This is a genomic window from Neolewinella lacunae (genome assembly GCF_014349155.1).
Lineage (GTDB): Bacteria > Bacteroidota > Bacteroidia > Chitinophagales > Saprospiraceae > Neolewinella > Neolewinella lacunae.
The window spans coordinates 41,679-67,822 of record NZ_JACSIT010000080.1; the positions used below are offsets into that span (position 1 = coordinate 41,679).

General features: G+C 59.5%; 24 protein-coding genes. 14 read left to right on the forward strand and 10 right to left on the reverse strand.

What is annotated here, in order from left to right; genetic code table 11:
* Positions 1 to 36: 36 nt before the first annotated feature.
* From H9S92_RS06840 to H9S92_RS06850, 3 genes are all read right to left on the reverse strand, one after another.
* Positions 37 to 792 (reverse strand): LytR/AlgR family response regulator transcription factor, encoded by a 756-nt coding sequence (locus tag H9S92_RS06840; protein ID WP_187465967.1) that lies wholly within the window; start codon positions 790 to 792, stop codon positions 37 to 39.
* Complete coding sequence (locus H9S92_RS06845; RefSeq protein WP_187465968.1) at positions 789 to 2,030, reverse strand: sensor histidine kinase; 1,242 nt, start codon at positions 2,028 to 2,030, stop codon at positions 789 to 791. The genes H9S92_RS06840 and H9S92_RS06845 overlap by 4 nt, the downstream gene beginning before the upstream one ends.
* 272 nt (positions 2,031 to 2,302) lie before the next feature.
* Positions 2,303 to 4,705 (reverse strand): TonB-dependent receptor, encoded by a 2,403-nt coding sequence (locus tag H9S92_RS06850; protein WP_290283712.1) that lies wholly within the window; start codon positions 4,703 to 4,705, stop codon positions 2,303 to 2,305.
* A 225-nt stretch (positions 4,706 to 4,930) separates the two neighbouring features.
* Between H9S92_RS06850 and H9S92_RS06855 the strand changes: the two genes are divergently transcribed.
* Positions 4,931 to 5,689: an NIPSNAP family protein gene (locus tag H9S92_RS06855; RefSeq protein ID WP_187465970.1), complete on the forward strand. Its 759-nt coding sequence runs from the start codon at positions 4,931 to 4,933 to the stop codon at positions 5,687 to 5,689.
* Between the two features lie 240 nt (positions 5,690 to 5,929).
* Here H9S92_RS06855 and H9S92_RS06860 read toward each other — a convergent pair whose 3' ends face one another.
* Positions 5,930 to 6,955 carry a long-chain-fatty-acid--protein ligase gene (locus H9S92_RS06860; protein ID WP_246463698.1) on the reverse strand — a complete coding sequence of 342 codons (1,026 nt, stop codon included), beginning with the start codon at positions 6,953 to 6,955 and terminating at the stop codon, positions 5,930 to 5,932.
* 40 nt (positions 6,956 to 6,995) lie between these two features.
* Here H9S92_RS06860 and H9S92_RS06865 point away from each other — a divergent pair, with 40 nt between their 5' ends.
* The 3 genes from H9S92_RS06865 (at position 6,996) to H9S92_RS06875 (ending at position 9,651) form a co-directional block, all read left to right on the forward strand.
* Complete coding sequence (locus H9S92_RS06865) at positions 6,996 to 7,487, forward strand: hypothetical protein (protein ID WP_187465971.1); 492 nt, start codon at positions 6,996 to 6,998, stop codon at positions 7,485 to 7,487.
* 103 nt (positions 7,488 to 7,590) lie between these two features.
* Complete coding sequence (locus tag H9S92_RS06870; RefSeq protein ID WP_187465972.1) at positions 7,591 to 9,033, forward strand: alpha/beta hydrolase; 1,443 nt, start codon at positions 7,591 to 7,593, stop codon at positions 9,031 to 9,033.
* Between the two features lie 141 nt (positions 9,034 to 9,174).
* Complete coding sequence (locus H9S92_RS06875) at positions 9,175 to 9,651, forward strand: hypothetical protein (RefSeq protein ID WP_187465973.1); 477 nt, start codon at positions 9,175 to 9,177, stop codon at positions 9,649 to 9,651.
* Positions 9,652 to 9,685: 34 nt separating this feature from the next.
* On the opposite strand, the gene H9S92_RS06880 is transcribed toward H9S92_RS06875, so the two are convergent.
* Positions 9,686 to 10,111: an NUDIX domain-containing protein gene (locus H9S92_RS06880; RefSeq protein WP_187465974.1), complete on the reverse strand. Its 426-nt coding sequence runs from the start codon at positions 10,109 to 10,111 to the stop codon at positions 9,686 to 9,688.
* Between the two features lie 330 nt (positions 10,112 to 10,441).
* Between H9S92_RS06880 and H9S92_RS06885 the strand changes: the two genes are divergently transcribed.
* From H9S92_RS06885 to crcB, 7 genes are all read left to right on the forward strand, one after another.
* Positions 10,442 to 11,527 (forward strand): PLP-dependent cysteine synthase family protein, encoded by a 1,086-nt coding sequence (locus H9S92_RS06885; protein ID WP_187465975.1) that lies wholly within the window; start codon positions 10,442 to 10,444, stop codon positions 11,525 to 11,527.
* Positions 11,528 to 11,613: 86 nt separating this feature from the next.
* Entirely contained in the window at positions 11,614 to 12,273 is a 660-nt protein-coding gene (locus H9S92_RS06890) for a sterol desaturase family protein (protein ID WP_187465976.1), read from the forward strand.
* A 14-nt stretch (positions 12,274 to 12,287) separates the two neighbouring features.
* Positions 12,288 to 12,608: an MGMT family protein gene (locus tag H9S92_RS06895; RefSeq protein WP_187465977.1), complete on the forward strand. Its 321-nt coding sequence runs from the start codon at positions 12,288 to 12,290 to the stop codon at positions 12,606 to 12,608.
* Positions 12,605 to 13,408 (forward strand): tRNA (adenosine(37)-N6)-threonylcarbamoyltransferase complex dimerization subunit type 1 TsaB, encoded by an 804-nt coding sequence (gene tsaB, locus H9S92_RS06900; protein ID WP_187465978.1) that lies wholly within the window; start codon positions 12,605 to 12,607, stop codon positions 13,406 to 13,408. Before H9S92_RS06895 ends, tsaB begins: the two co-directional genes overlap by 4 nt.
* Positions 13,405 to 14,166, forward strand: coding sequence for a tRNA pseudouridine(38-40) synthase TruA (gene truA / locus H9S92_RS06905; RefSeq protein ID WP_187465979.1), 762 nt, complete (start codon positions 13,405 to 13,407; stop codon positions 14,164 to 14,166). Before tsaB ends, truA begins: the two co-directional genes overlap by 4 nt.
* Before the next feature lie 66 nt (positions 14,167 to 14,232).
* Positions 14,233 to 15,339, forward strand: a complete 1,107-nt coding sequence (locus tag H9S92_RS06910; RefSeq protein WP_187465980.1) for a glycosyltransferase family 4 protein — start codon at positions 14,233 to 14,235, stop codon at positions 15,337 to 15,339.
* The gene (gene crcB, locus H9S92_RS06915) at positions 15,336 to 15,704 is read left to right on the forward strand and encodes a fluoride efflux transporter CrcB (RefSeq protein WP_187465981.1); all 369 of its coding nucleotides are present in this window, start codon (positions 15,336 to 15,338) and stop codon (positions 15,702 to 15,704) included. Before H9S92_RS06910 ends, crcB begins: the two co-directional genes overlap by 4 nt.
* A gap of 77 nt (positions 15,705 to 15,781) precedes the next feature.
* On the opposite strand, the gene H9S92_RS06920 is transcribed toward crcB, so the two are convergent.
* Positions 15,782 to 17,251 (reverse strand): O-antigen ligase family protein, encoded by a 1,470-nt coding sequence (locus tag H9S92_RS06920; protein ID WP_187465982.1) that lies wholly within the window; start codon positions 17,249 to 17,251, stop codon positions 15,782 to 15,784.
* Between the two features lie 32 nt (positions 17,252 to 17,283).
* On the reverse strand, positions 17,284 to 18,408 hold the full coding sequence (locus tag H9S92_RS06925; RefSeq protein ID WP_187465983.1) for a Wzz/FepE/Etk N-terminal domain-containing protein: 1,125 nt from the start codon (positions 18,406 to 18,408) through the stop codon (positions 17,284 to 17,286).
* 383 nt (positions 18,409 to 18,791) lie between these two features.
* Here H9S92_RS06925 and H9S92_RS06930 point away from each other — a divergent pair, with 383 nt between their 5' ends.
* Positions 18,792 to 20,315, forward strand: a complete 1,524-nt coding sequence (locus H9S92_RS06930) for a S8 family serine peptidase (RefSeq protein WP_187465984.1) — start codon at positions 18,792 to 18,794, stop codon at positions 20,313 to 20,315.
* A 133-nt stretch (positions 20,316 to 20,448) separates the two neighbouring features.
* On the opposite strand, the gene H9S92_RS06935 is transcribed toward H9S92_RS06930, so the two are convergent.
* The 3 genes from H9S92_RS06935 to H9S92_RS06945 form a co-directional block, all read right to left on the reverse strand.
* The gene (locus H9S92_RS06935; RefSeq protein ID WP_187465985.1) at positions 20,449 to 21,228 is read right to left on the reverse strand and encodes an alpha/beta fold hydrolase; all 780 of its coding nucleotides are present in this window, start codon (positions 21,226 to 21,228) and stop codon (positions 20,449 to 20,451) included.
* A 78-nt stretch (positions 21,229 to 21,306) separates the two neighbouring features.
* Complete coding sequence (locus tag H9S92_RS06940) at positions 21,307 to 22,998, reverse strand: adenylate/guanylate cyclase domain-containing protein (RefSeq protein ID WP_187465986.1); 1,692 nt, start codon at positions 22,996 to 22,998, stop codon at positions 21,307 to 21,309.
* A 121-nt stretch (positions 22,999 to 23,119) separates the two neighbouring features.
* The gene (locus tag H9S92_RS06945) at positions 23,120 to 23,779 is read right to left on the reverse strand and encodes a hypothetical protein (RefSeq protein ID WP_246463700.1); all 660 of its coding nucleotides are present in this window, start codon (positions 23,777 to 23,779) and stop codon (positions 23,120 to 23,122) included.
* A 239-nt stretch (positions 23,780 to 24,018) separates the two neighbouring features.
* Between H9S92_RS06945 and H9S92_RS06950 the strand changes: the two genes are divergently transcribed.
* Positions 24,019 to 24,384, forward strand: a complete 366-nt coding sequence (locus tag H9S92_RS06950; RefSeq protein WP_187465988.1) for a hypothetical protein — start codon at positions 24,019 to 24,021, stop codon at positions 24,382 to 24,384.
* Positions 24,385 to 24,844: 460 nt separating this feature from the next.
* Complete coding sequence (locus tag H9S92_RS06955) at positions 24,845 to 26,101, forward strand: IS4 family transposase (RefSeq protein WP_187465081.1); 1,257 nt, start codon at positions 24,845 to 24,847, stop codon at positions 26,099 to 26,101.
* Positions 26,102 to 26,144: the final 43 nt, after the last annotated feature.

The following is a 26,144-nucleotide window of genomic DNA, read 5'->3' on the forward strand; positions in this document are numbered from 1 at the left end:
AGGTAGAACTTGTTACTATGAACCTCACCATCGGACTCACTTTCCCAGCCAATCTTTGAAGCGTTTGACGCGCTGCCGGCTCACCAGGTTCTCGGTACCGCCGGTGGGCTGCAGTTCCAGCACGAGGCGGTGGTTGAAGTAGGGCTGGACCTTCCGCACGGCATCGATGTGGATGATCTGGCCCCGGTTGATGCGAAACCAGTCCTTGGGAGCCAGTTCTTCCTCGATTTGGTCCAGGGGACTGTCCAGAAGTACCCGTTGCCCGGTGTGGGAGAGGGCAAAGGTGAGCCCTTCGTCGGCGTAAATCTGCCGAAGTTCACTCACGCGCACCGGCACCCATTCGCTGCCGCGTTGGGCCAGGAAACGCTCGCGGTAGGCGGGTTGCCCGCGTTGGATGAGGTTGGCGATGCTGGCCCAGTCGGGTGGCGGCGGCGGCGTAGCGATCCGCTCCAGTTTATCGAGGGCCCGCGCCAGGTCGGGGGCTTCAACGGGCTTGAGCAGGTAATCGATGCTGTTGACCCGGAAGGCCCGGATGCCGTACTGGTCGTAAGCCGTAGTGAAAATAATCGGGCAGTCGCAGGCTGCGCGCTCCCAGATGCTGAAGCTCAGGCCGTCGGCGAGGTGGATGTCGCTGAAAATGACCGAGGGGTGCGGTCGTTCCTGGAGGGCGCTGACGCAGGATGCAATGGAATCGGTAGTAAAGGCAATGTGGAGATCGGGCCGTACCTCCGCCAACAGCTTGGTCAGGCGGCGCAGCGCAGGGGGCTCGTCCTCAATGATCCAGGCCGTCATGGCGTACCGGTTGGTGCCAGGGGGCGGGTGAGGGCTTTGGCAGACCCTTCCTCCCTTTCCACTGCGGCAGCACCGGGCAGAATGGGCAGGTAAACGGTGTAGTCGGTGGCCGTCTGCTCAATGACCATCTCGCGGCCCGTCAGCGCGGCGTAGCGGGCCCGCAGGTTGTGGTGCCCCCAGCCGGTGGAACTCAATGTCCGGTCGCGCAGCTGTAAGGGGTTGCTGACGATGACCTGCTCGTCGTCCAGCGTAATCGTGATCCGCAGCGGGCAGGCGGAACTGACCACGTTGTGCTTGATGGCATTTTCCACCAGGAGTTGAACCGATAGCGGGACAATCCGGTAGTGGTGCAGGTGCGGCGGAACCTGCGGCTGTTCGCGGGGGATCGTGCATTGCTCCTCCGTCCTTTCTCCCCCCTTCGGGGGGCCGGGGGGGAGCACCTGCGGCCGCGCCCCCATACTGGCCACCGCCCGGTCGGAAAGCCGCCACTCGATCACCAGTTTGTCCTCAAAACGCGTCTGCATCAGGAAAATGTAGTCCTGCAAAGCCAGCAATTCTTCTTCCAGCCCAATGAGTTCCTTGTGGCGGTATTCCAGGATGCGGCGGTAAACGGCGGCCAGGCGCTGCGTAAATAGCGTCGCCGTTGCCGGGTCTTCGGGGATCACATTGACCAGGGTATTGAGGCTGTTGAACAGGAAGTGGGGGTTCATCTGGTGCTTCAATACCGCCAGCTGCGTCCGCATATTCTCCTTGGCCAACTGCTCCCGCTCCAACACGCTCTGCTTGTACTTCGTGAAAAAATAGCCGCCCTCGTAGGCCGCCACCACCATGATGACCAGCGTATAGGTCATCACAAACTTGAAAAAAACGGAGGGTTGGGGCAGGCCCTGGTCCGCCATAAAAACGCGCACCAAAGGCTGGGTCACCGATGAAACCAGCAGCACGGATAAGGCCAGCAGAAAGAAGGTAAGGCCCAAACGAACCGCCGTTTGCTGTTCCCCGGGAAAACTTTCCCGCAACTGCATCACCACCTGCCGACTGATCAGCCAGTGTACCAGCGTAAACAGAAAGGCTATGCCGTAGCAGGTAGCACTCTCGGTCACGTCCATCCCCGGGTTGGCCCCACCGAAAAGGACATTGGCCAGCCAGGCCAGTGGCAGCATACCCAGGATCATCACCGGCAGGTCATTGAACCCGAGAAGACGAATGCGGTCGGCCTTGGAACGGAAAATCTGCATGATGAAGCGGTTTGCGCAAGCCCCAAAGTAATGTCAGGTTGGGGGTATGCAAGGTAGGTATTTGCTGATTTTCAGATGCTTAGATCGCAATGGTTTTTTAGTTCGGTAGTTTTGTAGTTGGGCATTGTCCACTACCGAACTACCGAACTACAAAGCTACTGAACTGCCTTTTAAAAGGCGTTGAAGACCAATTAGTTGTGATTACTGCAAAGGCTCAACCTCAGGTTAAAGTAAGGCTGGCAGGCGAAAAAATACACCCGCCAGCCCCGGTGCTAAAATTGTACGCGGTATTGGATGTCTGGGAAGAAGCCACTCTGGTACACCGTATTGACTACCCCGGTGACCGGGTTGAAGCGCTCCTGAAACACGTTTTCCCGGTTGGTAAGGTTCTGGAAGTCGATGAAAAAGCTTTGGCTGAATTTTTTGCTCGGACTGTTGAGCTGCACGCCAAACTTGAGGTCGGTCCGGAAATAAGGCGTGTAGCGCTCGGTGAAGGCACGGCTTTCGTCGCGGATGTCCGTCTGGAATTCCCGGCTCCGCTCCAAATCGACGGGACTAAAGTAGCGTCCGCCGGAAGTAGTGACCCGGGCGTTGATCGTGAAGCGGTGGCGCTGGTCTTTGCCGAAGGCCCATTCCCGTCCTGCCAGCAGGTTGGTCACGTAGTTGTTGTTGAAGGCGGTATTGCGCTCAATGCCGTCGCTGCCCGTGTACTTGCTCTCAAACAGGGACCCGGTGAAGAGCAGGTACCAGTTTTTGGCGAAGTAGTGTTCCAGGGTTACTTCCAGGCCGTAGTTGCGGCCCGTTCCCGTGTTGGTCAGGCTGCCGCGTTCGGGGAAAACGAAGTCGGCGCCGGCGTTGAGAATGGAGAAGCTGGAGGGGAAGTTGTCCACCGGAATGTCCGAAAGCCCCTGGTAATACACTTCAGTCTTCAGGTGCCAGTTGGGCGCGAAGGCGAGGTCGGCACCTACAACGTAGTGGTCGGCCAGCAAAAAGCCCAGATTCTGGTTGGCGTCGGGGGAGCCGGTGGTGATGTCGCGGAAGAAATAAACGGGCAAGGCTGGCGTCTGGGCGTGGCGTCCGTAGCCGGCGTTGAGCGTCAGTTTCTCCGTCGCTTCGTAGCGCAGGCCCAGGCGAGGCTCTACGGCGAAGGATTCGGAGAGGCTGAAGTACTGGCTGTGCAGGCCCAGGTTGAGGGTCATTTTGCTGCCTACGCGGTAGCGGGCCTGCCCGAAGACCTGGTAGAGGCCGAAGCTGCCGTCGAAGTCGCGCAGCCGGTCCAGGTCCTGCTGCCCGTCGCCGTCGCGGTCGGGCTGTCCGTCGCGATCGTCCACCAGGGTGGCGAGGCCGATGGATTCCGCCTGGAGGCCGGTGCGGATGGTCAGGCGATTGCTGATTTTGCTGTTCAGGTAGCTTTTGATGCTGTAGCGGCTGGTGTTGTCGTCTACGTCAGTAAAGATCAGGCCGTCCCCGCCTTCGTCGTTCATGGCGTACTCCTCGAAAGTGTTGCCCTGCCAGGAGCCGCTGACGATGGTCCGCAGGTAAGTGTTTTCTCCGGTGATGAGGTTGTGGCGCAGGCCAATGACGCCGAAGTAGCTATTGACGTAGGAGTTGCGGTTGGGGTTGGCGAAGAGGTCGGTGGAGTCGGTTTCCGTTCCCAGGAAGTCGATGTTGCTCGTCCCCGCGATGCCGAAGACGGAGAAGCGCCCGGCTTTGCTGTTGCCGAAGTCGACGTTGAAGGTCAGGTCGCGGTAATCCGGCGTGGCGTTGGTACCGATGGGGATGCCGATGGCTTCGGCCAGCCCGACGAAGCTGTTGCGGAAGCTGGCCACGAAGCTTCCGCCCCGGTTGTTGAGCGGCCCTTCGGCCATGGCTTCGAGGCCGGAGAAAGTGCCCAGCTGGGCCATGAATTCGTAGCGGTCGCGGTTGCCCTTGCGCAGGGAAAGGTCAAAAACACCCCCGATGGCGTTGCCGTACTCGGCGGCGAAGGCGGAGGTGGCAAAGTCGGAGTTGCCCAGCATATTGGGGTTCAGGGCCGAGACGGGGCCACCCGTGGTGCCGAGGGTGGAAAAGTGGTTGGGGTTGGGGATGGGAATGCCTTCGAGCTGCCAGAGCAGGCCGGTGGGGGAGTTGCCGCGGATGACGATGTCGTTGCGGCTGTCGTCCGAAGTAGCCACGCCAGCCAGGTTGCTGGCCATGCGGCTAACGTCGGCCCGCCCCCCCGCAAAGCGGTTGACGCTCTCGGCGGTGAAAGTCTGGCTGCTCACCGTGGCCATGTCATTGATCGATTCTCCGGGTTTGGTCTTGGCCGTCACGGTAACGGTAGAAAGCTCGGCGATGCTTTCTTCCAGACTGAGGTTCAGCAGCGTTTCTTTGCCCGCCGTGACCACGATGTTCGGGAGGTTGCGGCCCTCGTAGCCGAGGTAGCTCAGGCGGAGGGTATGGCGGCCGGGGGGGACGTCCGTAAAACTGAAATAGCCATCCCCGTCGGTGGTCGTTCCCCGGCTGGGCTCCAGGCTCAGGAGTTCTACCGTGGCGCCGATCAGGGGCATCTCCGATTGCCCGTCGAGCAGCTGCCCTTTTATCGATTGGGCAGCCAGGCCCACCGCCAGGGCCAGGAGAAAAATCAGGGTCAGCAGCAATTTGCTGTACCAGTTGGCCTGGGAAGATAAGTACACGTTCTTCATGGTTTTTTGTAATTGTTGCCACAAAGAAGCAGGGGGCGCGGCCGCAGGTGCAAGGTGCGTCAGGCTGAAGCGTCGTTATTCCCGGATGAGTTGTCACGCAGCGCCCCGCCATCTCCCCGCCGCCCCGCACAAAGCCCGAAGTGCGGAGAAAACCACGGCGCACAACCATCTGCGGGAGTAGGAGTTTTCCTGCGTAGAACTACCATTACACTTTTCATGCAAAGAAGAAATTTCCTCGCCGCCAGTGCTGCCGCCCTTCCTTTCGCCCTGGGGGCTTCCCCGCTGGCGCCCAACACCGCTGCGGCCGATCGCCAGCTATTGGAACTGCGGACCTACGAAATAAAATTCGGGGGCAGCGGACAAGCCCTCCTCCTCGACTACCTGAAAAACGCGCTGGCCCCCGCCCTGCAACGCCTGGGCTGCGCCGACTTCCGCACCATGAAAGAGCTGGGGAACGAAGAACCCGCCAAACTCTGGGGGCTGATTTCCTACCCCAACGCAGATACCTACCTGCGCGCCCAGGATTTGAGCCAGGATGCCACCTACCAGGCCGCCGCCAGCGGCTACACCGCCGTACCCGCCGAAAAGCCCATCTTCAGCCGCTACAGCTCCCAACTCCTGCACGCTTTCACGGGCATGCCCCAGGTGCAGGACCCGGGCGATGCCGGCCTCTTTGAACTGCGCACCTACGAAGGCTACAGCGAAGACGCCGTCCGCCGCAAAATCAAAATGTTCAACGACGAAGAATTCCCCCTTTTCTATAAAGTAGGCCTTCTGCCCGTTTTCTTCGGCGAGATGATCAGCGGCCCCTACCGCCCCAGCCTGGTCTATATGCTACACTTCAAGGACATGGAGGAACGCAATGCCAACTGGCAGGTTTTCATTGCCCACCCGGAGTGGAAAGCCATGTCGGCCAAAGCCGAATACGCCAACTCCGTATCCAATATCCGCAAAACCTTCTTGCTGCCCGCTTAGCCCGGTTCCGGACGTCCCGTCCGGTAGATGCAGCCCATGGAGTTTTGCTTCGCAGTATTTCATGCTCCTGGAGTTAAACATGGAGTTGCCTGGAGTTTGCCCGGTTCCGGACGTCCCGTCCGGTAGATGCAGCCCATGGAGTTTTGCTTCGCAGTATTTCATGCTCCTGGAGTTTGCCCGGTTCCGGACGTCCCGTCCGGCTTATACCTATGTGCCAACCGGACGGGACGTCCGGAACCATTACCCCTGCACCAGCAAATTACACCCCCGCACGTCGCTGGCATCCACGCGCCCGAGCACCTCGAATTGTCCGTCTGCATCCACCCGCCCGAGGTCGTCGGTAGCGATGAAGCTGATGGTGTCCAGGTTGGCCAGGTCGGTCAGGTTCAGGGCTCCGGTTTTGCCGTTGGGCAGGGTAGCGAGTGGGTCGGTGATGTCGCGCGCGGTGGCCTTCAGCGTAGGGGCGGGGATGAAGCGGCCACGCTGGGGGGCGTAAGCCTGGCTCAGCAGTTCCGTCATGCCGTATTCGGAGTGGATGTGGGTTTGCCCGAAGGCCTCCGCCAGGGTGTGGTGCAGTTCGGCGCGGGTCAGTTCGCGGCGTCGGCCTTTCATCCCGCCGGTTTCCATCACGATGGTGGGGCCGAGTGGGGTGGGGAAGCGCTCGGCCAGGTCGAGCAAGGCGAAGCTTACCCCGATGAGCAGCGGCGCGGGGCCGGGGGCGTCGCGCAGGCGGAGGAGGGCATCGTGCAGCCCTTCCAGGTCTTTAAGGAAAAACCCGGAAGCGGGGTGGCCCGATTGCCGGATGAAGTCTTCAGCCATGAAGACCAGGCTGGAGCCCGTTCGCTCCAGGTAAGCGGGCAGGAGCGCCAGGATGGGTCTGCCTAGCAGTGGCCCGTACTGCCGCTCGAAGGCGCGGCGGGCGTTGGCGCGGTACCAGGCGGGGTCGCGTAAGGGGTGTTGGCTGGTCTGGTCGCCGGTAGTGCCACTGCTGCTGAAAATTTGGGCGGCTTCCCAGTGGCCACTTTGCAGGAAGCAGGTTTTGAACAGGGCAATCGGCAGGTGGGGAATGTTCGTCGTTCTGGAGACGCGGGCAGGCTCCACTTGCAACAAATCGAGGAAACGTGCGTAAATAGCATTGTACGCCGCCTGGTAGCGGAAGACGTCCAGCGCCAGCGCTTCGAAAGTAGCGGCGTTTACTTTCCGGATGCGACTGAGCAGCCGCGTGCGTTCCATCTCTTGCGTACTTCCCGGGGAAAAAGCTTCCATGCTGCCTTAACACTTGCCCCGCCCAAAAGTCAAACCGGCCATGAATCGAATCTTCTATCTTTTGCCCCTCCTCTGCTTTGCCGCCTGCGTTAACCCGCCGGATTTCCCCATTGAGCCCGTTTTGACCTACGAAGGCATCAACAAGAACCAGATCTACCAATTCACGAACGGGCCGCTGGATAGCATCATCGTACACTTTTCTTTTACGGACGGCGATGGCGACCTGAGCCTGAGCAGTACCACCGATAGTGTGGACATCTTTTTTACGGATAGCCGCCTGGGGATCCAGACCCCCTTCACGCTGCCCCTCATTCCCCAGGAAGGCACGGGAAATGGCATCAGCGGAGACATTTTTGTTACCGTCATCAACACGTCGGCCATCTGCTGCATCTTCAACAACCGCTTTTGCACGGAAGACCCAAGCTTCCCCGTCGATACTTTTTCCTACGCCATTCAGATCCGCGACCGTGCGGGCAACCTCAGCAATGTGATCCGTACGGAAACCATTGATATCTTGTGCCTCGGGCAGTAGGTTTGCCGCCAACGCTGGCTGCCGCTGGCCACTATTGCCGAACTATTTTTGATAAACTGGTCTTACGCTAAACTCCGTAGGCTTTTTGCTACTTACTCCTTCTATGAAAAAACTACTACCCATTCTTTTCTTTTCCCTCATTGCTTCCTTTTCCCTGCGGGCGCAGGAGATTGTGAGTGTCCAGGAACAACCCGGCATTGATCGTTTCATCCTTGACCTGCTCCTGCCGGCCATCAGCATTGATTACGGGGTACGGAATTTCAAGGTGGTTTATACCACTACCGATGCTTTTGGCCAGCCGGATACGGCCAGTGGCCTGCTCTGCGTCCCGAACAACGCTAATCTGGTTTACCCCCTGGCCGTTTACAATCACGGTACGGCCGGGAACCGCGAGGCCGTTCCCAGCCGGGAGGGGGTAGGAGAGCGGCTCTTGCCCCAGGGCATTGCGGGCAGCGGATTCATCACCCTGGCCCCGGATTACCTTGGTTTGGGGGACAGCGACGGCATCCACCCCTACGTCCACGCCGCCACGGAAGCCAGCGCGGGCCGGGATATGCTGCTGGCCGTCCGGTCCTGGCTGGAAAGCCAGGGCATCCGCGAAAACGGACAACTTTTCCTGACCGGCTACAGCCAGGGCGGGCACGCTACCCAGGCGCTGCACCGCGACCTGGAGACCAACCCCGGGGACGACAACCTGACGGTAACCGCCGCCACCCACCTTTCCGGCCCCTACAGCATCTCGGACGTAATGCGCGAAACCCTCTTTCAGGAGGAACTGGCCACCCTGCCCGGCTACATCGTGTATACCTACGTCAGTTACAATTACGTCTACGGCGCCTTCGATAGCCTCGGGCAGGCGTTTGTGGAACCCTACCTGAGCCCCATCGATTCCTTCGCCCGGGGAATTACCAGCCTGGATGAGTTCAACGTTCGCCTGACCAACTTGCTGGTCAGCAACAATGCCATCCTGGGCGACATTCTGCAAGACTCTATCCTGGCGGCGCTGGAGACCAAAGACACCTCTTCGGCCATCGTCCGCGCGCTCATCGACAACGATACCTACGACTGGGCCCCCACCGCCCCAACGGTAATTTACTACTGTACGGAAGACGAGCAGGTTCCCTTCCAGAACGCCATCCTGGCGGACTCGGTGATGCGCGACAACGGCAGCAGCAGCGTGTTGCTGGAAAGCGGGGGTGCGCGCAACCACGGCGGCTGCGTTTTGCCCGCAGCGGTACGTACCATTGAGTTCTTTAAAGCCCTGGCCAATATTTTCCCCGTCAGCACGGGTGAGGTGGCCGCCCGCCCGGAGGTGAGCCTGGCCCCCAACCCCGTGCGGGCGGGCGACCAGGTTCAACTGCAGGGACTTCCCGCCGGCAGCTACCCTTACCTCCTCTACGACCTGAGCGGCCGCCAGCTGGCCCAGGGCCAGACCAGCACTGACGCCGGCCTGCGCCTCCCGGCTCAGGCACCACGGGGCTGGACCGTCCTGCGCGTGTACCTGCCCGACGGCAGCTCCTTCGTGCGCCGCATTCTGGTACAGTAATTGTTGCACCCTGGCCCACCGGTGCGGGGCGGACCTTCCCGCTGGGGAAACCGCCCCGCACCAGTTGGCCAGCACCATTTTTTTGCCCTTCCACCAAAACCACTGCGTTCTGCATCGTAACCCCCATACCTCTTTTGCCCGATGAGCTTTTCCCGGACCCTCCTCTGCTCCCTTATCCTTTGCTTTGCATCCTGCGTCAGCGCCCAGCAAAATGCCCAGCGCGGTTCTAACCTTGATGGTATGTGGGAAGGCACCATGGTGGTGGGCGGGATTTACTCCAATGAGCAGCTGCCAATGCAGCTCTACCTGACGACCAAGGGCGTGTACATCGAGGGCCGCAGCTTCGTGCAACTGCCCACGGGCGGCACGCTGCGGATGGACCTTAAGGGCCAGTTGCACGGCGATATGTCCATCAGCATGGTCGAGGTAAGCTTTGCCGGTGACCCCGATAACGACGTAATGCCCGAATTTAACCGGCAATACCAGATTGCGTTTAAAGACGACCTCTGGAACCCCCGCCTGGTGGGGTTCTGGCAAGAGGTGACCAACGAAGTTTTTGGCGCCAAGCGGCAGCGGGGCAAAATGGTGCTCACCAAAAAGAAACCACGGGGAGCTTAGACCCGCGCTGAATGCCGGGCGGTTGCGGAGCCCGTCAATTTTCCATTTCGGAGTACATCAGACCAGCGTTGTAGGCTTTGAGGACGTGGCGGACGGTGCCCGTCAGCTTCGGCGGCAGTTGCTTGAGGGAAAACCACTCCACGTTTTCGAACTTCTTTTTCTCGCGGCTCTGGGGGCTTCCGATGTAGTGGTAGGCCCGGAAGTAGAGCACGATGCGGTGAGCGCGGTTGGACTTTTTGTGGAGGACGTGAACGAGTTCCAGGTCGTCTTCGGCCAGTTTGATGCCGGCTTCTTCCCAGCTTTCGCGGATCAGGGATTGGATGGCGAATTCCTTGCGTTCAATGGTGCCGCCCACCAGGGAGTAGTTGCCTCCGTTGGGTTTGGTTTGCTTGAGCAGGAGGATTTTTCCGTGGTCCTGGAGCAGCAGCCTTGCTTTGAGAGAAACGGCGAACTTTGCCATCTTAATGCGGGAGATTGTTCGGCAATTGGGGCGGTGCCGGGTGAAATGGTTACTTTTGTGGCGCAGTTGCACCTTTCGGGGTGGGTTGAGTGATGAATTGCTGGCTTCACTGCGCCGTAAAAGTACCCGCTTAGCTTGGCTAATCAACAACTTTTCGGGGTAGCAGGCTAAAAAGACGCCAGCGGCTAAGCTGGGAACTGCCTTTTCCGCCCGGGTACGACCGGGCACTGGACAACTAAAGTACCCCTGGCCGGGCCATACGAACTACTATTTTACTCCGGGTGTTTGTACTTTGGTCCGCTACTTAATGGGATAACAGAAACACAATGTATGCGTCACGAAAGTGTTATTAGTACCATTGGCAATACGCCGCTGGTCAGCCTGGACCGCATCTGCGGCTCCCGCATCTCCGCCAAAGTCTACGGCAAAGTGGAGTCTTTCAACCCCGGACAATCGGCCAAAGACCGTGCGGCGCTGTACATGATTGAGCAGGCGGAGAAAAAAGGCCGCATCCAGCCCGGTGCCACCCTCATTGAGGCTACCAGCGGGAACACGGGCTTCAGCATTGCCATGATTGCGGCGGTAAAGGGCTACAAGTGTGTACTGACCCTGACGGACAAAGCGGGCCCCGAAAAACGGGCGCTGCTGACGGCGCTGGGCGCGGAGATCGTCCTCTGCCCGGCCGCTGCGGAGCCCGAAGACCCGGCCTCCTACTATTCCCAGGCCGAGCGCCTGGCCGCCGATATTCCCAACAGTTTCTACCTCCGCCAGAACTGGAACCTCGACAACAGCAACGCCCACTACTATTCTACCGGTCCTGAAATCTGGAACGATACCGATGGTAAAGTGACCCACTACGTTTGTTGTGCCGGCACCGGTGGCACCCTTTCCGGCACCGCGCGCTACCTGAAGGAAAAGAACCCCAACGTCACCATCGTGGGCGTGGATGCCTACGGCTCCGTCCTGAAAAAGTACTGGCAAACGGGCATTTTTGACGCCGACGAGATCTTCAGCTGGAAGGTGGAAGGACTCGGTAAGACGATCATTCCCGATAACGTGGCCTTTGACCTCATCGACGAGTTCATCAAGGTCGGCGACCGCGCCGCCGCCCTGCGCGTGCGCGAACTGGCCCGCCGCGAAGGCATGTTGCTGGGCTACAGCAGCGGGGCGGCCCTGGAAGCCGTCTTTGCCATGCGCAAACAATTGACGCCCGACGACGTCGTTGTAGTCCTTTTCCCCGATCACGGCAGCCGCTACCTCGGCAAGGTCTTCAACGACGAGTGGATGAAAGAACAGGGCTACCTCCGGCCCAACGGCGAACCCGCCGCCTACAGTGTCCGCCACCTCCAACGCATGTACCGGGTCTACAAACGTATGTACGGCCGTAAAATTAAAGAGCGCTTTAACCTGGCTTAAACCGGGGGCAGGCCAGCGGTAGATCCCCCCCGCCCCCCGCAACGGCACCAGTTTTTGGCATCCCTACCATCACAGCATATCGCCTTATGAAAACGCAATCCAGTAAGTTCAAATCCAACGGCGAGGCCCCGCCGATGTTTGAGAACAAAATTCTCAACCGGCTCAGCCAAACCCACATCGCCACGCCCATCATCATTTTCTTCGCATACGCCATAGGGCTGCTCTGGTATACGCTGGCGAAGACCGACATCCCCGGTCTGGCCGTAGTCGGCCTCTTCCTGGGGGGCACGCTGGCCTTTACCCTGACGGAGTACATCGTCCACCGCTGGGTTTACCATCCCCCCCACGGTGCGTCGGATAAGTACAAGGAAATGACCTACAACATGCACGGTTTTCACCACGATTACCCGAAAGACAAGCGCCGCCTGGCCATGCCGCCGATCCTGGCCGTCATCATCGCCACTACGCTGCTCTTCCTGTTCAAGCTCGTCCTTGCGCAGTACGCCTTTGCCTACCTGGCGGGCTTCGTGGTGGGCTACGCCATGTACCTGATGGTACACTACACGGTACACATGTACCCCCCGCCCAAGAATTTCCTGAAGGCCCTGTGGGTCAATCACTCCATTCACCACTACAGCGAAGACGAAGTGCTCTTCGGCGTTTCCCAGCCCCTGTGGGATTACGTTTTTGGCACTATGCCCAAGTCGGAGCGCGACCGCAAGAAGGCCGTAGAGATCCTGCGTTGAGGCAAGGTTGAGCCATGGCACAGTACATCCAGGACGTCCACGACGTCGCCCGCATGATCCCTCCGGGGCGGGTGACGACCTACGGAGCCATTGCCGACTTCCTTACCCTGGGCAGCGCCCGGATGGTGGGTTGGGCGATGCGGCAGTGCCTGGCGGAGGATGAGGTGCCCGCGCACCGGGTGGTCAACCGCAAGGGGGAGCTGAGTGGCCGCAACAACTTCGCCACGCCCACCCTGATGCAGGAGCGGCTCGAAGCCGAGGGCGTGCGGGTGGTAAATGACCAGGTGGTAGATTTTGCCCGGCACTTCTGGGCACCGACTGAGCTGCAATTATGATGCGTCTTTTACTGGAAACGGCTACCGATGTCTGTTCCGTGGCCGTCGCCCGGGGGGAGACCCTGCTGGCGGAGTACACCGCTCCGGAGGCCCACCGCCATTCCAGCCACCTCACCGTCTACATCCGGCAGGTGCTGGCGGCGGCGGGAGTGGCCTTGCGCGAGGTGGAGGAACTTGTGTTGAGCGACGGACCCGGCAGCTACACGAGCCTGCGGGTGGGGGCGGCCACGGCCAAGGGTTTGTGCGTGGCCCTGCCCGGGCTGCGGCTGCGGGTGGTGCCCACGCTGGCGGCGCTGGCCCTGGCGGCTCCGGCGGCGGAAGCGCCCACGCTGGCCGTCATCAATTCGCGGCGTGGCGAAGTATTCGGCCAGCTCTTTTTGGGGGCGCGGTCCCGAGATCCGCTATCGCTCGTCGGGACCACACAAGAGGCTGGGCATCTTGCGCGGCCGCAGGTGCCGGCAACGGTGGGCAAGCAGGGGATGCCCCCCGGCTGGCATCCGTATTTCCGGGAGCCCCACAACCTCCGCCTGCTCGAACCCGACTGGCTGGAGCAAATTGTGCTGGCAGCCAGTACGGCCCACTTCCGGGTGTGCGGGCCAGGGGGCGAGCGCCTGCTGGAACACCTTCCACCCGGGGCACATAGGCCGGAGTTGAGCGGGCCCCGGCATTGCTCCGCCGTCCACCTCCTCGCACCTGCGTCCGCGCCCACTACCTCCCGCCTGGTCGACGTAGCCACCTACGAGCCCTTCTACCTCAACCCGCCCTTCGTCACGACGTCGGCCAAAAAGACCCTGGGGTGAGCCGCTATGCACTGGAACTGGCCTACCGCGGCACCCGCTACGCCGGCTGGCAACGCCAACCCAACGCCCTGAGCGTTGAGGAAACGGTGGATACCGCCCTGAGCACCATTCTGGGCGAGGAAATCAAAATCGTGGGCTGCGGGCGGACCGACACCGGCGTGCACGCGAGCTACTACGTGGCGCATTTCGATTTCGGCGGCACGATCCCCCCGGCTTTCCTGGCGCGCTACAACCGCTTTGTGGCCGAAGACGTGGCCTTGCTGGGACTGTGGCGGGTGCCCGACGATTTTCACGCCCGCTTCCACGCCAGCAGCCGCTCCTACACCTACCGCATCCGCCTGGCTAAGGACCCCTTCCAGACCGAAACCGCCACGCTGCTGCCCCGCAGTGAGCGCTACGACCAGGAGAAGATGCAGGCGGCTGCCCAACTTTTGCTCGTCTACGGGGCTTTTGCACCTTTCTGCAAAGCCCACTCAGACGCGTTTACGATGGAGTGTACGCTGACGGAAAGCCGCTGGGTTTTCGGGCCAGAGGAATGGACTTTTCACATTTCGGCCAACCGCTTTTTGCGGGGGATGGTGCGGTTGATTGTGGGGACTTGCCTGCAAGTTGGCGAGGGAAAAATGAGCCTGGAGACCTTGCGGGAGGTGCTTGATCGGCAGTCGGCCCTGCCGCAACCGCACAGTGCGCCGCCGACGGGGCTTTACCTAAGTGCGGTAGAATACCCGAATAAAGCGGGCTGGGATTGGCAAAATTAAGGTGTTAGGCCTTACCTTTGAAAACCCTCGCTAGTTACTCGTCCCCACCCTATACTCCCAAGAACTATGTTGACCCTCGTGCTGAGCTTGCTGATGTCTTTTGCATTGGTGTACGCCATTCTCCCCTCCGTCATCCGCATTGCCCTCAACAAAGGGCTGGTGGCCAACCCCATCGCCCGCAGCAGCCACGAAGAGGCCACGCCCTGCATTGGCGGCGTTCCCATCTTTATCGGCATCATGTTTACGACGCTTTTGCTGACGCCGTACGGGCAGTGGCATCAGTTGCAATTCATCCTGAGCGCCATCGTCATCGTGTTTCTGGTGGGGATCAAGGACGACATTGAGAACCTTTCGGCTTTGTATAAAATGGTGGGCATCCTGGTGTCCATCACCATCCTCATTACCCGGGGCGAAGTGCAACTGGACCAGATGTACGGCCTTTTTGGCTGGGGGAGTGCGGACGCTTTCCCGCGCTGGCTCTGCTTTTTGGTTTCGGGCTTTACCCTGCTGGTGATTACCAACGCCTTTAACCTCATTGACGGTATTAACGGACTTTCGGCCACGGTGGGCAGCATTGCCAGCCTGTGTTTTGGGGTGTGGTTTTTTATGGTGGATGAGTTGTACCTGGGGGTGCTTTCCATGACTACTGCGGGGAGCCTGGTGGCTTTCCTACGGTTCAACGTGACGCCCGCCAAGACTTTTATGGGGGATACGGGAGCGCTGGTGGTGGGGCTTTTGCTGGGGGTGATGGCCATTAAGTTCATCGACCTTTGCGCTACGGCCACCATTCCTTCGAAGTACCGCTTTGCCGAACCAATTGCGGTGGTGGTGAGTATCCTGATCATCCCGCTCTTTGATACGATCCGGGTTTTCGTTACGCGAGCCCTCCGGGGCGTCAGCCCTCTGCAGCCCGACCGGCGACACATTCACCACCTCCTGATCGATTCTGGCTATAGCCACATGGAGGCCACCACGATCCTGGGCATTGCCAACCTTTTGTTCATCAGCCTGGCCTTTTCGCTGGACGGGCTTTTGGGGCTGCACGCTCTACTGGCCCTGATGATTGGCATTGCGATGCTGCTGACTTTCGTTCTCCACCGTAACGTTCGGTTGATCAAGGCCGGCCACGTGGTGAGCCAGCACGAGGCGGTGGAATTAAAGCAACCGGCTTGAATTGGTTGCTCGTCTTCGTGGGCGGCGGTCTGGGCAGTCTGGCCCGCTATGGCCTGGCCCGCTGGCTGCCGGCGGCGGATTTTGCCCAAGGGAAACTGCCCTGGTTTACCTTAGCAGCCAATTTGCTGGCCTGTACCCTGCTGGGGCTGCTGCTGGCGCTCGTGGCCCGGGAATGGCTCACCAAACCACTGCAGTTGTTGCTGATGACCGGCTTTTGCGGAGGGTTTTCCACCTTTTCTACCTTCGCCGCCGAAGCCTGGTTGCTGGCCGAAGAAGGTTTCTTCCTGGCCGCAGCGGGTTACGTTTTCCTGAGCCTGGTGGCGGGGATGGTTGCGCTGGTGCTCGTCTTTTGGCTGCTGCGGTAGCAGTAGTTCATAGTTCAGTAGTCGTTAGTTCACTAGGCAAGAGCACTATTGAACTATGAACTATGAACTATGAACTACTAAACTCCCTCCGAGCGGCTACGAAAAATCCCCATGTTAATCAACACCGCCAGGTTCAGCAGGTATTGCGCGCCAACTTTATCGGTTTCCATCTGGTCATTCAGGATGTTGAAGGCATCCACTACGAGCATGGCCAGCATGGCCGCCATGATGGCGTGCCGGGCGGCCGGGTCGCTTTGGCGGTGGTACATGCGTTCGGCGATGAAGAGGGCCCCGAAGGCGTAGAGGAGGAAGATGATCAGGCCCGGGTAGCCCTGCTCCACCAGCGTCATGAGGTAATAACTGTGGATGCCGGAGCGGCCTTCGTTATCGCTTACGTACGTCCGGAAGGAATTGACGGTGTAGCCCCGGTAATTGTCCAGAAAATTCCCCGGCCCCCAACCCGTGTACGGCCGGTAAGGCACCATGTGGCCCGCCGCCACCCAGCGGTAGAAACGCTCCATCGTGGAGATGTCTTCCAGCTTGTAGGTCGCGCTGATCAGGTTGTCAAAGCGCTCGTGGGAGATGGTGCTATCGAAATTTGGGGCATACTCCAGGTAGCGGTCGTTGCGCACGAAGTAGACCGCCAGGCCCAAGGCTCCTGCCAGCGCCAGCACCAGGGCGGGGCGCAGCAGGTTCCAACGGATGAGCAGGTAGGCTCCGCTGGCCAGAGCCAGGGCCACGAAAGCCGCGCGGGTGAAAGAAAAATAAACCGCCGCCAACCACACGGGCAGCAGCAAGAAACTCCACCACCAGGTACTGAGGCCTTTCTCGCGGAGCCACCAGCGCAGGTAAAACAGCCAGGGCGTAAACGTGGCCAGGCTGCCGGCGTAGCTGACGTGTTCGCTCATGAAAGGGTGCATCGTCTTGTACTGCATGGCAAAGCTAAAGCCGTAGGCAGCGTGGCGCACCAGCGTCTGTACCGCCACAAAAAGCAAAGGCCAGAGAATGCAGTGGACCATCACCTTAACGCGGCGCGGCGAATCGATCAGCAGCAGGGGGACCAAAAAATAGGCCCCGACGTACCAGAGTTTGGCCAGGGAAAACTTCACACTCACCAGCGGAATGGCGCTGAAGAGCGTCGTAAACAAAATCCAGCCCACGTGCAGGTACAGCAGCCAGGCAATGGGGTGGCCAAAGGCCCCGGCGCGGTAGCTGGGCCAGTGCCGGGCGGCGTGTAAGACCAGCAGGCCCGTCAGGCCGATGGCGAGGGGCTCAGTGGGCAGGTCAGTGCCGAAGCCCCCGGGAAGGGTAATGTTGGTACTCAGCGGAATGGTGGCCAACAGCAACCAGAACAGGGGGCGGAAGTCGAGAAAAGCCTGGGCCATCACCCACAGCAAGACGGGCAGCCCCGCCAGGTAGTAGCGTTCCATCCCGATGCCCAGCGCCAGGCTGCCCAACGACAGGACTGCGTAGGCGTAGAACACCCGGAGGGGGTAACTTCCACTGCCGGGAACGCCCGGACCCGCGATGTCGCTTACTGGTGGCATTGTGCAGATTGTTCGGGAGGGGAGTTATGCGCTCATTCCCGCACTTGGCGCCAATCGTACTTGCCCGCAGTATCAATCAGCAGGGCGCCGACGACGGCGATCAGAAAACTGAAAAAGGCGGAGACGACCACAATCAGGCTCCGCATGGGCTTGCTTTTGGCTACGGGAACCTGGGCCTCCTCGATCACCTCCAGGGCCCGTTGATTGCCGCTCATGATGGTTTCAAACTGCCGCAGGCGGATGCGGGACCGGGAGAGGGCGTCGTTTTGGCGCACCCGTTCTTCCTCCAGGTTATCGATGGGCCCCAGGCTGGCGTTGAGCTTCAGGAGTTGGCTATCGAGGGCCGTGCGCGCACTGGCCAGGCCAGCCAGGTTGATTTCGTACTTCGCGATACTATCCTGGGCACTCCGGCCACCCCGGCTTCGGTAGGCTGCTATTTTGGCGTTGGCAATGGCCAGTTCTTCGTCGAGGGCGCTGGTACGGCCAGCCAGGGATTCGCTCTGGGTCTGGGTATCGTAAATGCCGTAGCGGCTCCGTAGGTCGCTCAGGCGGTCGTTGAGCTCGGCCAGTGCACTTTCGCGGGTGAGGATTTCTTCGCGCAGTCCCGCTGCCGTCCGGCCCTGCGTACCCTGGATGAGGCGGATGCTGACGGCGTTGATTTTTTCGCGGGCAGCGCGGGCCATAGCGGCGGCCCGGACGGGGTCACGGTCGTCGACGGCCAATTCGATGGCGTCGCGGTCGGTCTTTTTTACGTCGTAGTTGCCCAGGAATTCGCTGCGCACGTAGAAGGGCGCTTTGGCCAGCGTGCTGTCAATGTCGTAGACGCGGTAAAGGTGGAAAGAGTCGACGATAAAATCCACCAGCTCGTCGCTCTCGGCAATGGCCAGGAGCCGGTCAATGTCGTCGCCATTGCCGTAAAACTGCATCCGGTTGCTGGTGGTGCCGAAGATGCCGTCGATCGTAGCCTGGTCGGGGCTGATGGCCAAAAAGCTGGTGCGGCCCGTAAAGTAGTTGGGCAGGAGCAAGGCAACGACGATGGCCAGCAAGGTGCCCGCAGCCGTAACGTAGAGGATGGGCCAGCGCCAGCGCCACAGGCTTCTTAAAACCTCCACGAGGTGGTAGGGCGGCGAGGTTCCGTTGTTGGTAATCAAAGGCATAAGCGTAAATCAATCCAAAAGGTGTGCAAAGGTACGGGGAGGGGAGGACATTCGTTGGCCCACCAGCCTCCCAGGCGCGCTCGGGGGAGACCAAGCTCCGGCCAGCGATGGTAGACAGGCCTAATGCTTATTCCGTGGCTTTAGGGCGGTAGATGGGACGAGGGAAGGAGGCCTGTTAAAAATTTAACACAGCGAAATTTCGCAAAAAATTTTTCAGTGTGTATTTTTAGCGGCATAAACCGATCTCTTTATCCTTAATCACGCACTTTTATTCTGATTCTGGGGGTGGTACTGGCCTGGCTGGACTTTGCTCTTTTGTCCATTGCCCTAGCACCTGCGGCCGCGCCCCAATCCGTTCACCCAACCGTAATACCATTCTGATTATGCAACGTATTCTTCTTTGCTGCGCCCTGGCGCTCACCCTCTTCGCTTGTACGGACGAGGCTTTAATGACTGAGGCGGGCACCCCCACGGTGCAGCAGGACCCCCTGACGAAGGCCGAACTCAACAAACTGGTGGAGGCCCACCTCTTCGCCACCAACGAGGTTTTTAACTGGAATGAGACCACCGACCACGTCATCTGGAGCGCCCTGGAGCTGAGCCAAAACGAGGCCGTCCTCGGCTACCAGCCCGCTGGCTACGAGAATTTGCGGGAGACCATCCACGAAATCGACGTCAACAGCGGCGCCTGGAAAAGCACCCGCGACGCCCTGGTGGCCGATCTGCTGGCCGCCACCGAGCGCCTGACGGGCAATGCCATCACGGAAGAAGAACTGTTCGTCTCGCCCGAAGACGGGGTCTTGCCCATTCTCGACATCAAGGTGCTCCACCCCGGCATCCTGGCGGAATTCCGGACCCGCCCCGAGGTGCGCTACCTGGAGCCCTCCAACTACAACGCGGGTGAGGTGGAACTCCGCTCCGGCTCCGGTTGCTCCGAAGCGCCCACGGATAACATCAACGCTGCCGACTTCACCACCATCTCCCCCAACGCCAAGCAGCCCTGGAACTACGCCTGGATGAACATCCCCCAGGCCTGGACCCGCACCCAGGGCGACAACATCGGCATCGCCATCATCGATACGGGCGTTTACCCCGAGCAAGACAAACTCGGCTCCGCCTTCAGCAGCGGTTCCAGCACCGGCCGCACCATCAGTAAGTTCGGTACCTACGAACCCAGCTTCTGGAGCAGCAGCACCGACGGCCCCAACGATCAGTGTGGCCACGGCACGCAGATGGCCGGCCTCGCCGCTGCCCCCCGCACCAGCGCGGGCAACACCGTAGGCGTTGCCTACAAGGCCAATCTGGTGACTTACCGCGCCACTTCCGACGTAATTATCAACGGCAGCAAGGAGAAAAAGGGGGTGAAAAATGCCCTGGTGGCCATCGGCAATCGTTCCGACGTAAAAATCGTGAGCATGAGCATCGGCGACGTGTTCAGCAGCGGCACGGTGGAAGACGGCATCTACTATGCCTACAACCGCGGTAAGCTGATCCTCTGCGCCGCCGGCACCTCCCTGAGCTGGACGAGCTGGTACGGCGTCATCTTCCCCGCCAACATGAGCGTCACCACGGCCGTCACCGGTATCCGCTCCAGCTCCCCCATGCAACGGTGCAACACTTGCCACGACGGTAGTGCCGTTGACTTCGTCATCGTCATGCAGCGCGGCGAAGACAGCGACCGCACGAGCCTGACCCTGAGCCGGTTTAATAATAACCCCGGCTACGTCGGAGGTTCCAGCGCGGCCACCGCTACGACGGCGGGCATTGCCGCCCTGGTATGGGCCACCAACCCCAGCCAATCCCGCGCCCAGGTACTGGACCGCCTCAAGCAGGCTTCTTCCATCTACCCGGGCCGGAGCGGCAGTTTCGGTTGGGGCCTGATTGATGCCAACGCCGCTACTCAGTAAGGCAAGCGGGTTTTAAAATGATTTTCAACGTGGGGAAAATGTTTCTCCGCAGGCCGTTAGCCTCACCTTATTGGGCGGGGCTAACGGCTTTTTTAGTGCCCATTTGTGCTTCGGGAAAGGGGGAGACACCCCCTCAAACCGCCTCCGTCCGCGCCGCCACCCGCTCCAGCCAATCACTCATGATGGCGTTGAATTCCTCGGGGCGCTCCATCATCGGGGCGTGGGCGCATTTATCGATGAAGTAAAGCTCGGAGTCGGCAATGAGTTCCTTGAATTGCTCCCCGACGAAAGGGGGCGTGATCGTGTCCTGGTTGCCCCAGATGAGGAGGGTGGGGGCTTTGATCTGGTCGAGCTTATGCGCCAGGTTGTGCCGCACCGCAGATTTAGCCGTCATGATGATGCGCAGGCCCCGCAGGCGGTCGTTGACGGTGCTGAATACCTCGTCAACGAGTTCCTTGGTCGAAACGGCGGGGTCGTAGAAAGTGCTCTCCGTTTTCTGTTTGATGAACTCGTAGTTCTTCCGGGGTGGGAGCGTGTTGCCCATGGCGCTTTCAAAGAGTCCACTGCTGCCCGAAAGGGTGATCGTGGCGATTTGCTCCGGGTGATCGAGCGCGTAGAGGATGGCCACGTGCCCCCCCAGGCTGTTGCCCATGATGTGCACGGGCGGAAATTTTTTGTACTTGATAAAGGCCGCCAAATGATCGACCAGCCCCGCCAGGGAAACCATCCGCAGCGGGAGGGTGAAGATGGGCAAGGTGGGAATAACGACGTTGTACTTCTCCTGGAAAAAATCAATCTGGGCGCCGAAATTGCTCAATCCCCCAAAGAGGCCGTGCAGCAGCACGAGCGGCTCGCCCGGCCCGCCAGTTTCCAGGTAATCAAAGCCGCCTTCTTGTTTCATCTGTAATGCCATGGGCGTAACTTAGCTGATCGGTGCGGTAAATTAACGTAAAATTTAGCGGAGATGCACGGTGGAAGGTACTGAAGTGCATCAGGTCTGCCCCACCAGCTCTTCTTCCACGAAGTACATATCGAGCATTCCTTTGTTCTTGGCCTCCACTTTGCCGCGGTAGGTACAACGGAAGCGGTAGCGGATGAGGTTGTAGGTCGTCTCCGAAATATTGACTTTCCCCGGCAGGCTTTTGCTTTCGATGCGGCTGGCCACGTTGACGGTGTCTCCCCAGATGTCGTAGGCAAACTTCCGCGCCCCCACCACCCCGGCCACTACCGGCCCGGTGTGTAAGCCAATGCGGCCCGTAAAGTAGGGCAGGCCCAGGGAAGCCCGCTTTTCCCCTTCGGCCACCAGAAAACGCTGCATTTCCAAGGCCGCCCGGACGATGTCGTTGGGCATCGACTTGCGCGAGGAAAGCCCGCTGGCCACCATGTAGGCATCGCCGATGGTCTTGATTTTTTCGACGCCCTCGTAGCGGTCCACAATGGCATCAAAGGCCTTGAAGCACACGTCGAGTTCCTGCACCAGGGCTTCGGCCCCCAGGCTTTCGGCCGTTTTGGTGAAGTTGACGAAGTCGCAAAATAAGACCGTAGCATCGGGGAATTGCCGGGCCTGGGCCTTGCCGGTGCTTTTCAGCTCTTTGGCAATGTCTTTGGGCAGGATGTTTTCCAGGAGATTGTCGGATTGCTCGCGGGCTTGCTGGAGGGCTTCGTTGGCCACCGCCAGTTGCTTCGCGGCCCGTTGTTTGACGCGGAAGCGGGAGAAAAAGGTGAGTGCCAGCAGCAGCAGCGCCAGCCCGGCCCCGGCGGCGATGTAGAGCTGGGTAGCGGCCCGCTCGGCCTGCATTTCGGCGGACTGGCGCACGAGGGCCTCCTGGGCCAGCATCTCGCGGGCTTCGGTGGCCAGGGTTTTTTGTTCCAGAGCCTCGCGGCTGAGTTCCTTGATCTCCTGCCGCGTCTGGGCCACCTTGCGCTCAATGGCGGCTTTGGCCTCCTGGGTTTGGGTCAGCTCCTGCGAGCGGACGGCCAGTTGTTCGGAGCTGGCCTCCAGTTGCCGGCTCCGCACGGTGTTTTCTTGCAGGAGCAGCTGGTTGTTGCCCTGCAGTTGGGCGCGTTCCTGTTCCAGCCGACTGACCTCGTTGGTCAGTCCCTGCGTTTCCCGCTCCACCTCCTGGCGGCGGCGTTGCAGGGTGGCGCGCTCCGTTTCCAGCCGGGCGCGCAGGGCTTCGATGTTGTTGTCTTTGGAGCCGTTGCGGGTGAAGTAATCGAGGGCTTCCTGGTTGATGCGGGTGGCCTCGCGGTAGTTTTGGTTGCGGGCGGCCAGGCGGGTGCGTTCGGCTACGGCGTTGATGATCAGGTCGGCATCGCCTGCGCGCATGGCCTGGGTAACGGCCTCGGCCATGAATTTATCGGTATTCCGCTCATCCCGCTGGGCGCGGTAGGCCAGGGCCAGGGTGTAGGCAGCGGGGCCCATCAGTTTGGCGTCCTTCATCCGCTGGGCCGTCGTGTAGAGCTGCTTGCTGAAGTTGAGGGACAGTTCCTGGTCGGCACGGCGGCCCGATTCCAGCAGCTGCCCGGTCAGTTCGTACAGTATCCCGTAGCGCTCCCCGTCCGTATCGGCCTGGTCCAACTGTTCGATCAGCTGATCGCTGGTTGGGCTGCGCTGCGTTTCCTGTTGGGCGCTGACGCAGGTGCAAAGCAAAAACAGTGAGCAAAGAAAGGCTAATCGCATGGTCGCGAAGATAGAGCGATTTCCGCCGCCGAGAAATTTTTCGCCCGCCAGCCACACTTTTTGCGGGCCCACTACGGCCCTTGCTCCTGCGTCCCTCCACCCTGCACCTGCGACCGCGCCCCTACAGCCCGCCCCAGCTGCCCTCCTGGCCCAGTACGGCGAAGCGGGTGAACATCTCCTCCTTGTACCAATTTCTTTCCCGCGTGAGTTGCACAACCTCCTTGTGGTGGGCACTGCGGTAGGCAAATTCCTGCATGGCCTTGCCCGAACGCCAGAGGCTGAAGGTGGCCTGCATGAACACCGGGTATTCCCCGATTCCGATGCTGAACAGACGGTCTTGGTGTTCGTAAACGGAGTCTCCCGTTTGGGGGACGTAGCGCCAGAAGTCGGCCAGCTTACGGGTACGGATGGTGGCCCGCGTGATGACGGCTACGGGCTGGGCGGGGTCGTAGGCGGTGGGCTCGGCCGGAAAGGGGCGCTCTCCTCCCCACTCCCCGTGGCTCATGGTGGCCCGCAGGTGGAAGGTGACGGCTTCGCTGCGGTAGGCCGCAGTGCGCTGCCACCAGGGATGGGTGGCAAAAAAAGCCTCCGCTGCCGCCCGGTCTTCCCAGTGCCCCAGCCACGCGTAAACGCCCCAGTTGGGGGCAAGGCTGAAGCCATTACCGCCGCCGCTGCCCAGTAAGCGACCAAAGCGCAGCCCCCGGGAGGCCGCCAGCTGCGCCGGGGCCAGGCCCATCTGCGCCAGCGCCCAGGTCCGCGCGCGCCAGCCATCGTATCTCAAAAGCGAAAGTGTGGTGTGTTGGGGCATGGGGAGAAAACGGACGCGCCGTCTTCTGGTTCAGGAGATTCCCCCCGCCGGCAGCGCAGCTCCCCTGCGTTTTTTTGCCGCCGCCAGGGCCGGAGGATGTTAAAATCTGCGGAGTTTCGAATTTTATCCTTACCTTTTCGATTGAAATTCAGCCGCGTAGCCCTCGGGAGACCCGGTACGCGAACCATTCCCCTCATCCTGCCCGCATCCCTATGGCACAGCACGCCTGGAGTATTACCGGACACCAGGGAAATACCTATAATTTAGGTCTTTTCCACGGAGAGACGACCCACCACGTGGTCGTCCACTGCAACAACCGTGTGGTCGCCATCGATTTTGCGGTCAAAGAGTCAAAAACCTACAGCCTTTTCCTCGACCAGGAACTCTGTGAAGTGACCATCGACCACACCGGCGGCGATTCTTACGCCTACGACTGCCGCATCAACCACGAGGTGGAAACCCCGCTCAACCAGCAACGGAAAAAAATGCGCGCTGAAGAGCAGCAAACGGAAAAAATCCGCTTGATTGCCGCCGGTGCAGGCATCTTTTTGCTGGTGTTGGTGCTGATTTTTGGGTAAGCGACGTCTGGGTACGCAGCCTGGATATTCGCTGATTTCAGATGCTTAGATCGGAACGGTGTATCCGTTCAAAAAGTGGGGGACACCGGATACTACCCCTCCCCCGTCCCCTCCCCGCAGGGTGAGGGGTGACCTTCTCTGGTCACTTTTCGTGCTTGAGCAAAATATTTTTCGTAACCAGAGTGATGGAGGTAGGCACTATTTCTTCGAAGGCAGTTAACACACAATCTGCTGGAAATCAAATTTTTAAACAAAATAAATCACGGCTCCTGGGCACCCCTCCCACATGGGGCTACTCTCCCTACACAAGTTTATTCGTTAAAACATCGCATATTTACCTCATGGAGATTCGTTTAAAAAAAGATTTGACAAGATCAGCTCGCTGATCCGTCTGAGCCTGACATGCGTTGTAAACCGCTTCGGCTCGAACAAGGCCGAGCAAGTAGCCACAGAACGGTTTATGAACAATGAAAATGTCACGCTGGAAGACTTGGGAGAGTTACTCTCAGCACCTTGTCACTTGCAAGACTTGGATCATGTCGTGTTGGTTCAAGACACCACGCAGTACAACTTCGAGGCACACCGAGGGCGGTTTTCGGCGGATGATGCCGATATTGGCGTTCTGGGGGATAACCGTTCGCTGGGTCTGTTCGTGCATCCGACCTTGGGCTTCGATGAGGCAACGGGGATTCCGTTTGGGATTACCGACTTAGCAATCTACCAGTTGCCAGAGGATCGGGAACTGAAAGCAAACAGGGGTTATACCAAGCAGCCCATCACCGAAAAGCATTCTTACCGTTGGATCAAGTCAATAGAGGATAGTGTGGCCAAGATGCCAAAGGTGAAAAACTTTACAGCCATTGCTGACCGGGAAGCCGATATGTATGAGCTCTTCGCCCACCCCTTTGATAGCCGGGTTAAGTTGTTGATCAGAAGTGCACAAAACCGTAAATTAGCCAATGGACAGTTGCTTCATGCCTATCTGGACGACCAGCCCTGGCAAGGGGAGTACGAGTTGGAAATCAAGGGCAATAAAAAACGGTGCGACCGCACCGCCCAGATGACCATCAGGTGGTCAACTGTAGAAGTTGTTTGTCCTTCTAGTTTACATCGGCTGAAAAAAGATCATCCAGCTACAATTTCCATACAGGCCATAGAAGTCAAAGAGATAGAAGCGGGGGAAAGGGCCGAAGGGGAAGAACCTCTCCACTGGTATCTGTACACTACTCATGAGGTAACAAACTTGGTGCAGGCACTTCAAGCTGTCGAGTGGTACGTCAAGCGTTGGTGGATAGAGGACTTCTTTCGCCTCACTAAAAGTCAGGGGTTCGAGCTGGAGAAAAGTCAATTTAGTAGTGGAATGGCACTCAAACGACTAATCTACTTGGTTTACGGGGAGGCAATCAAGGTGCTGGCGTTGCGACAAGGTCGAACACTAACCGTTTCAGATAGTGCCAGGCTCGTCTTTGATAATGTAGAACTCCTCTTGCTAAAAGCATTGCTCCCTAAACTGGAAGGACGTACGGCTAGCCAGGCCAACCAGAACCCTACCAATAGTATTGCTTGGGCTGTATGGATTATCGCCCGACTAGGAGGCTGGACACCAAGAAACATCAACGTGAGACCCCCAGGCGTGATCACATTGCTTAGCGGGCTAAAGATTTTCAAGCAACGACTCGAAGGGTTTAAATTGATCTACAGTCAAATATCACCCTAATTTCTAATGATTTTTGCCCCAAAACTTGTGTAGGGAGAGTAGC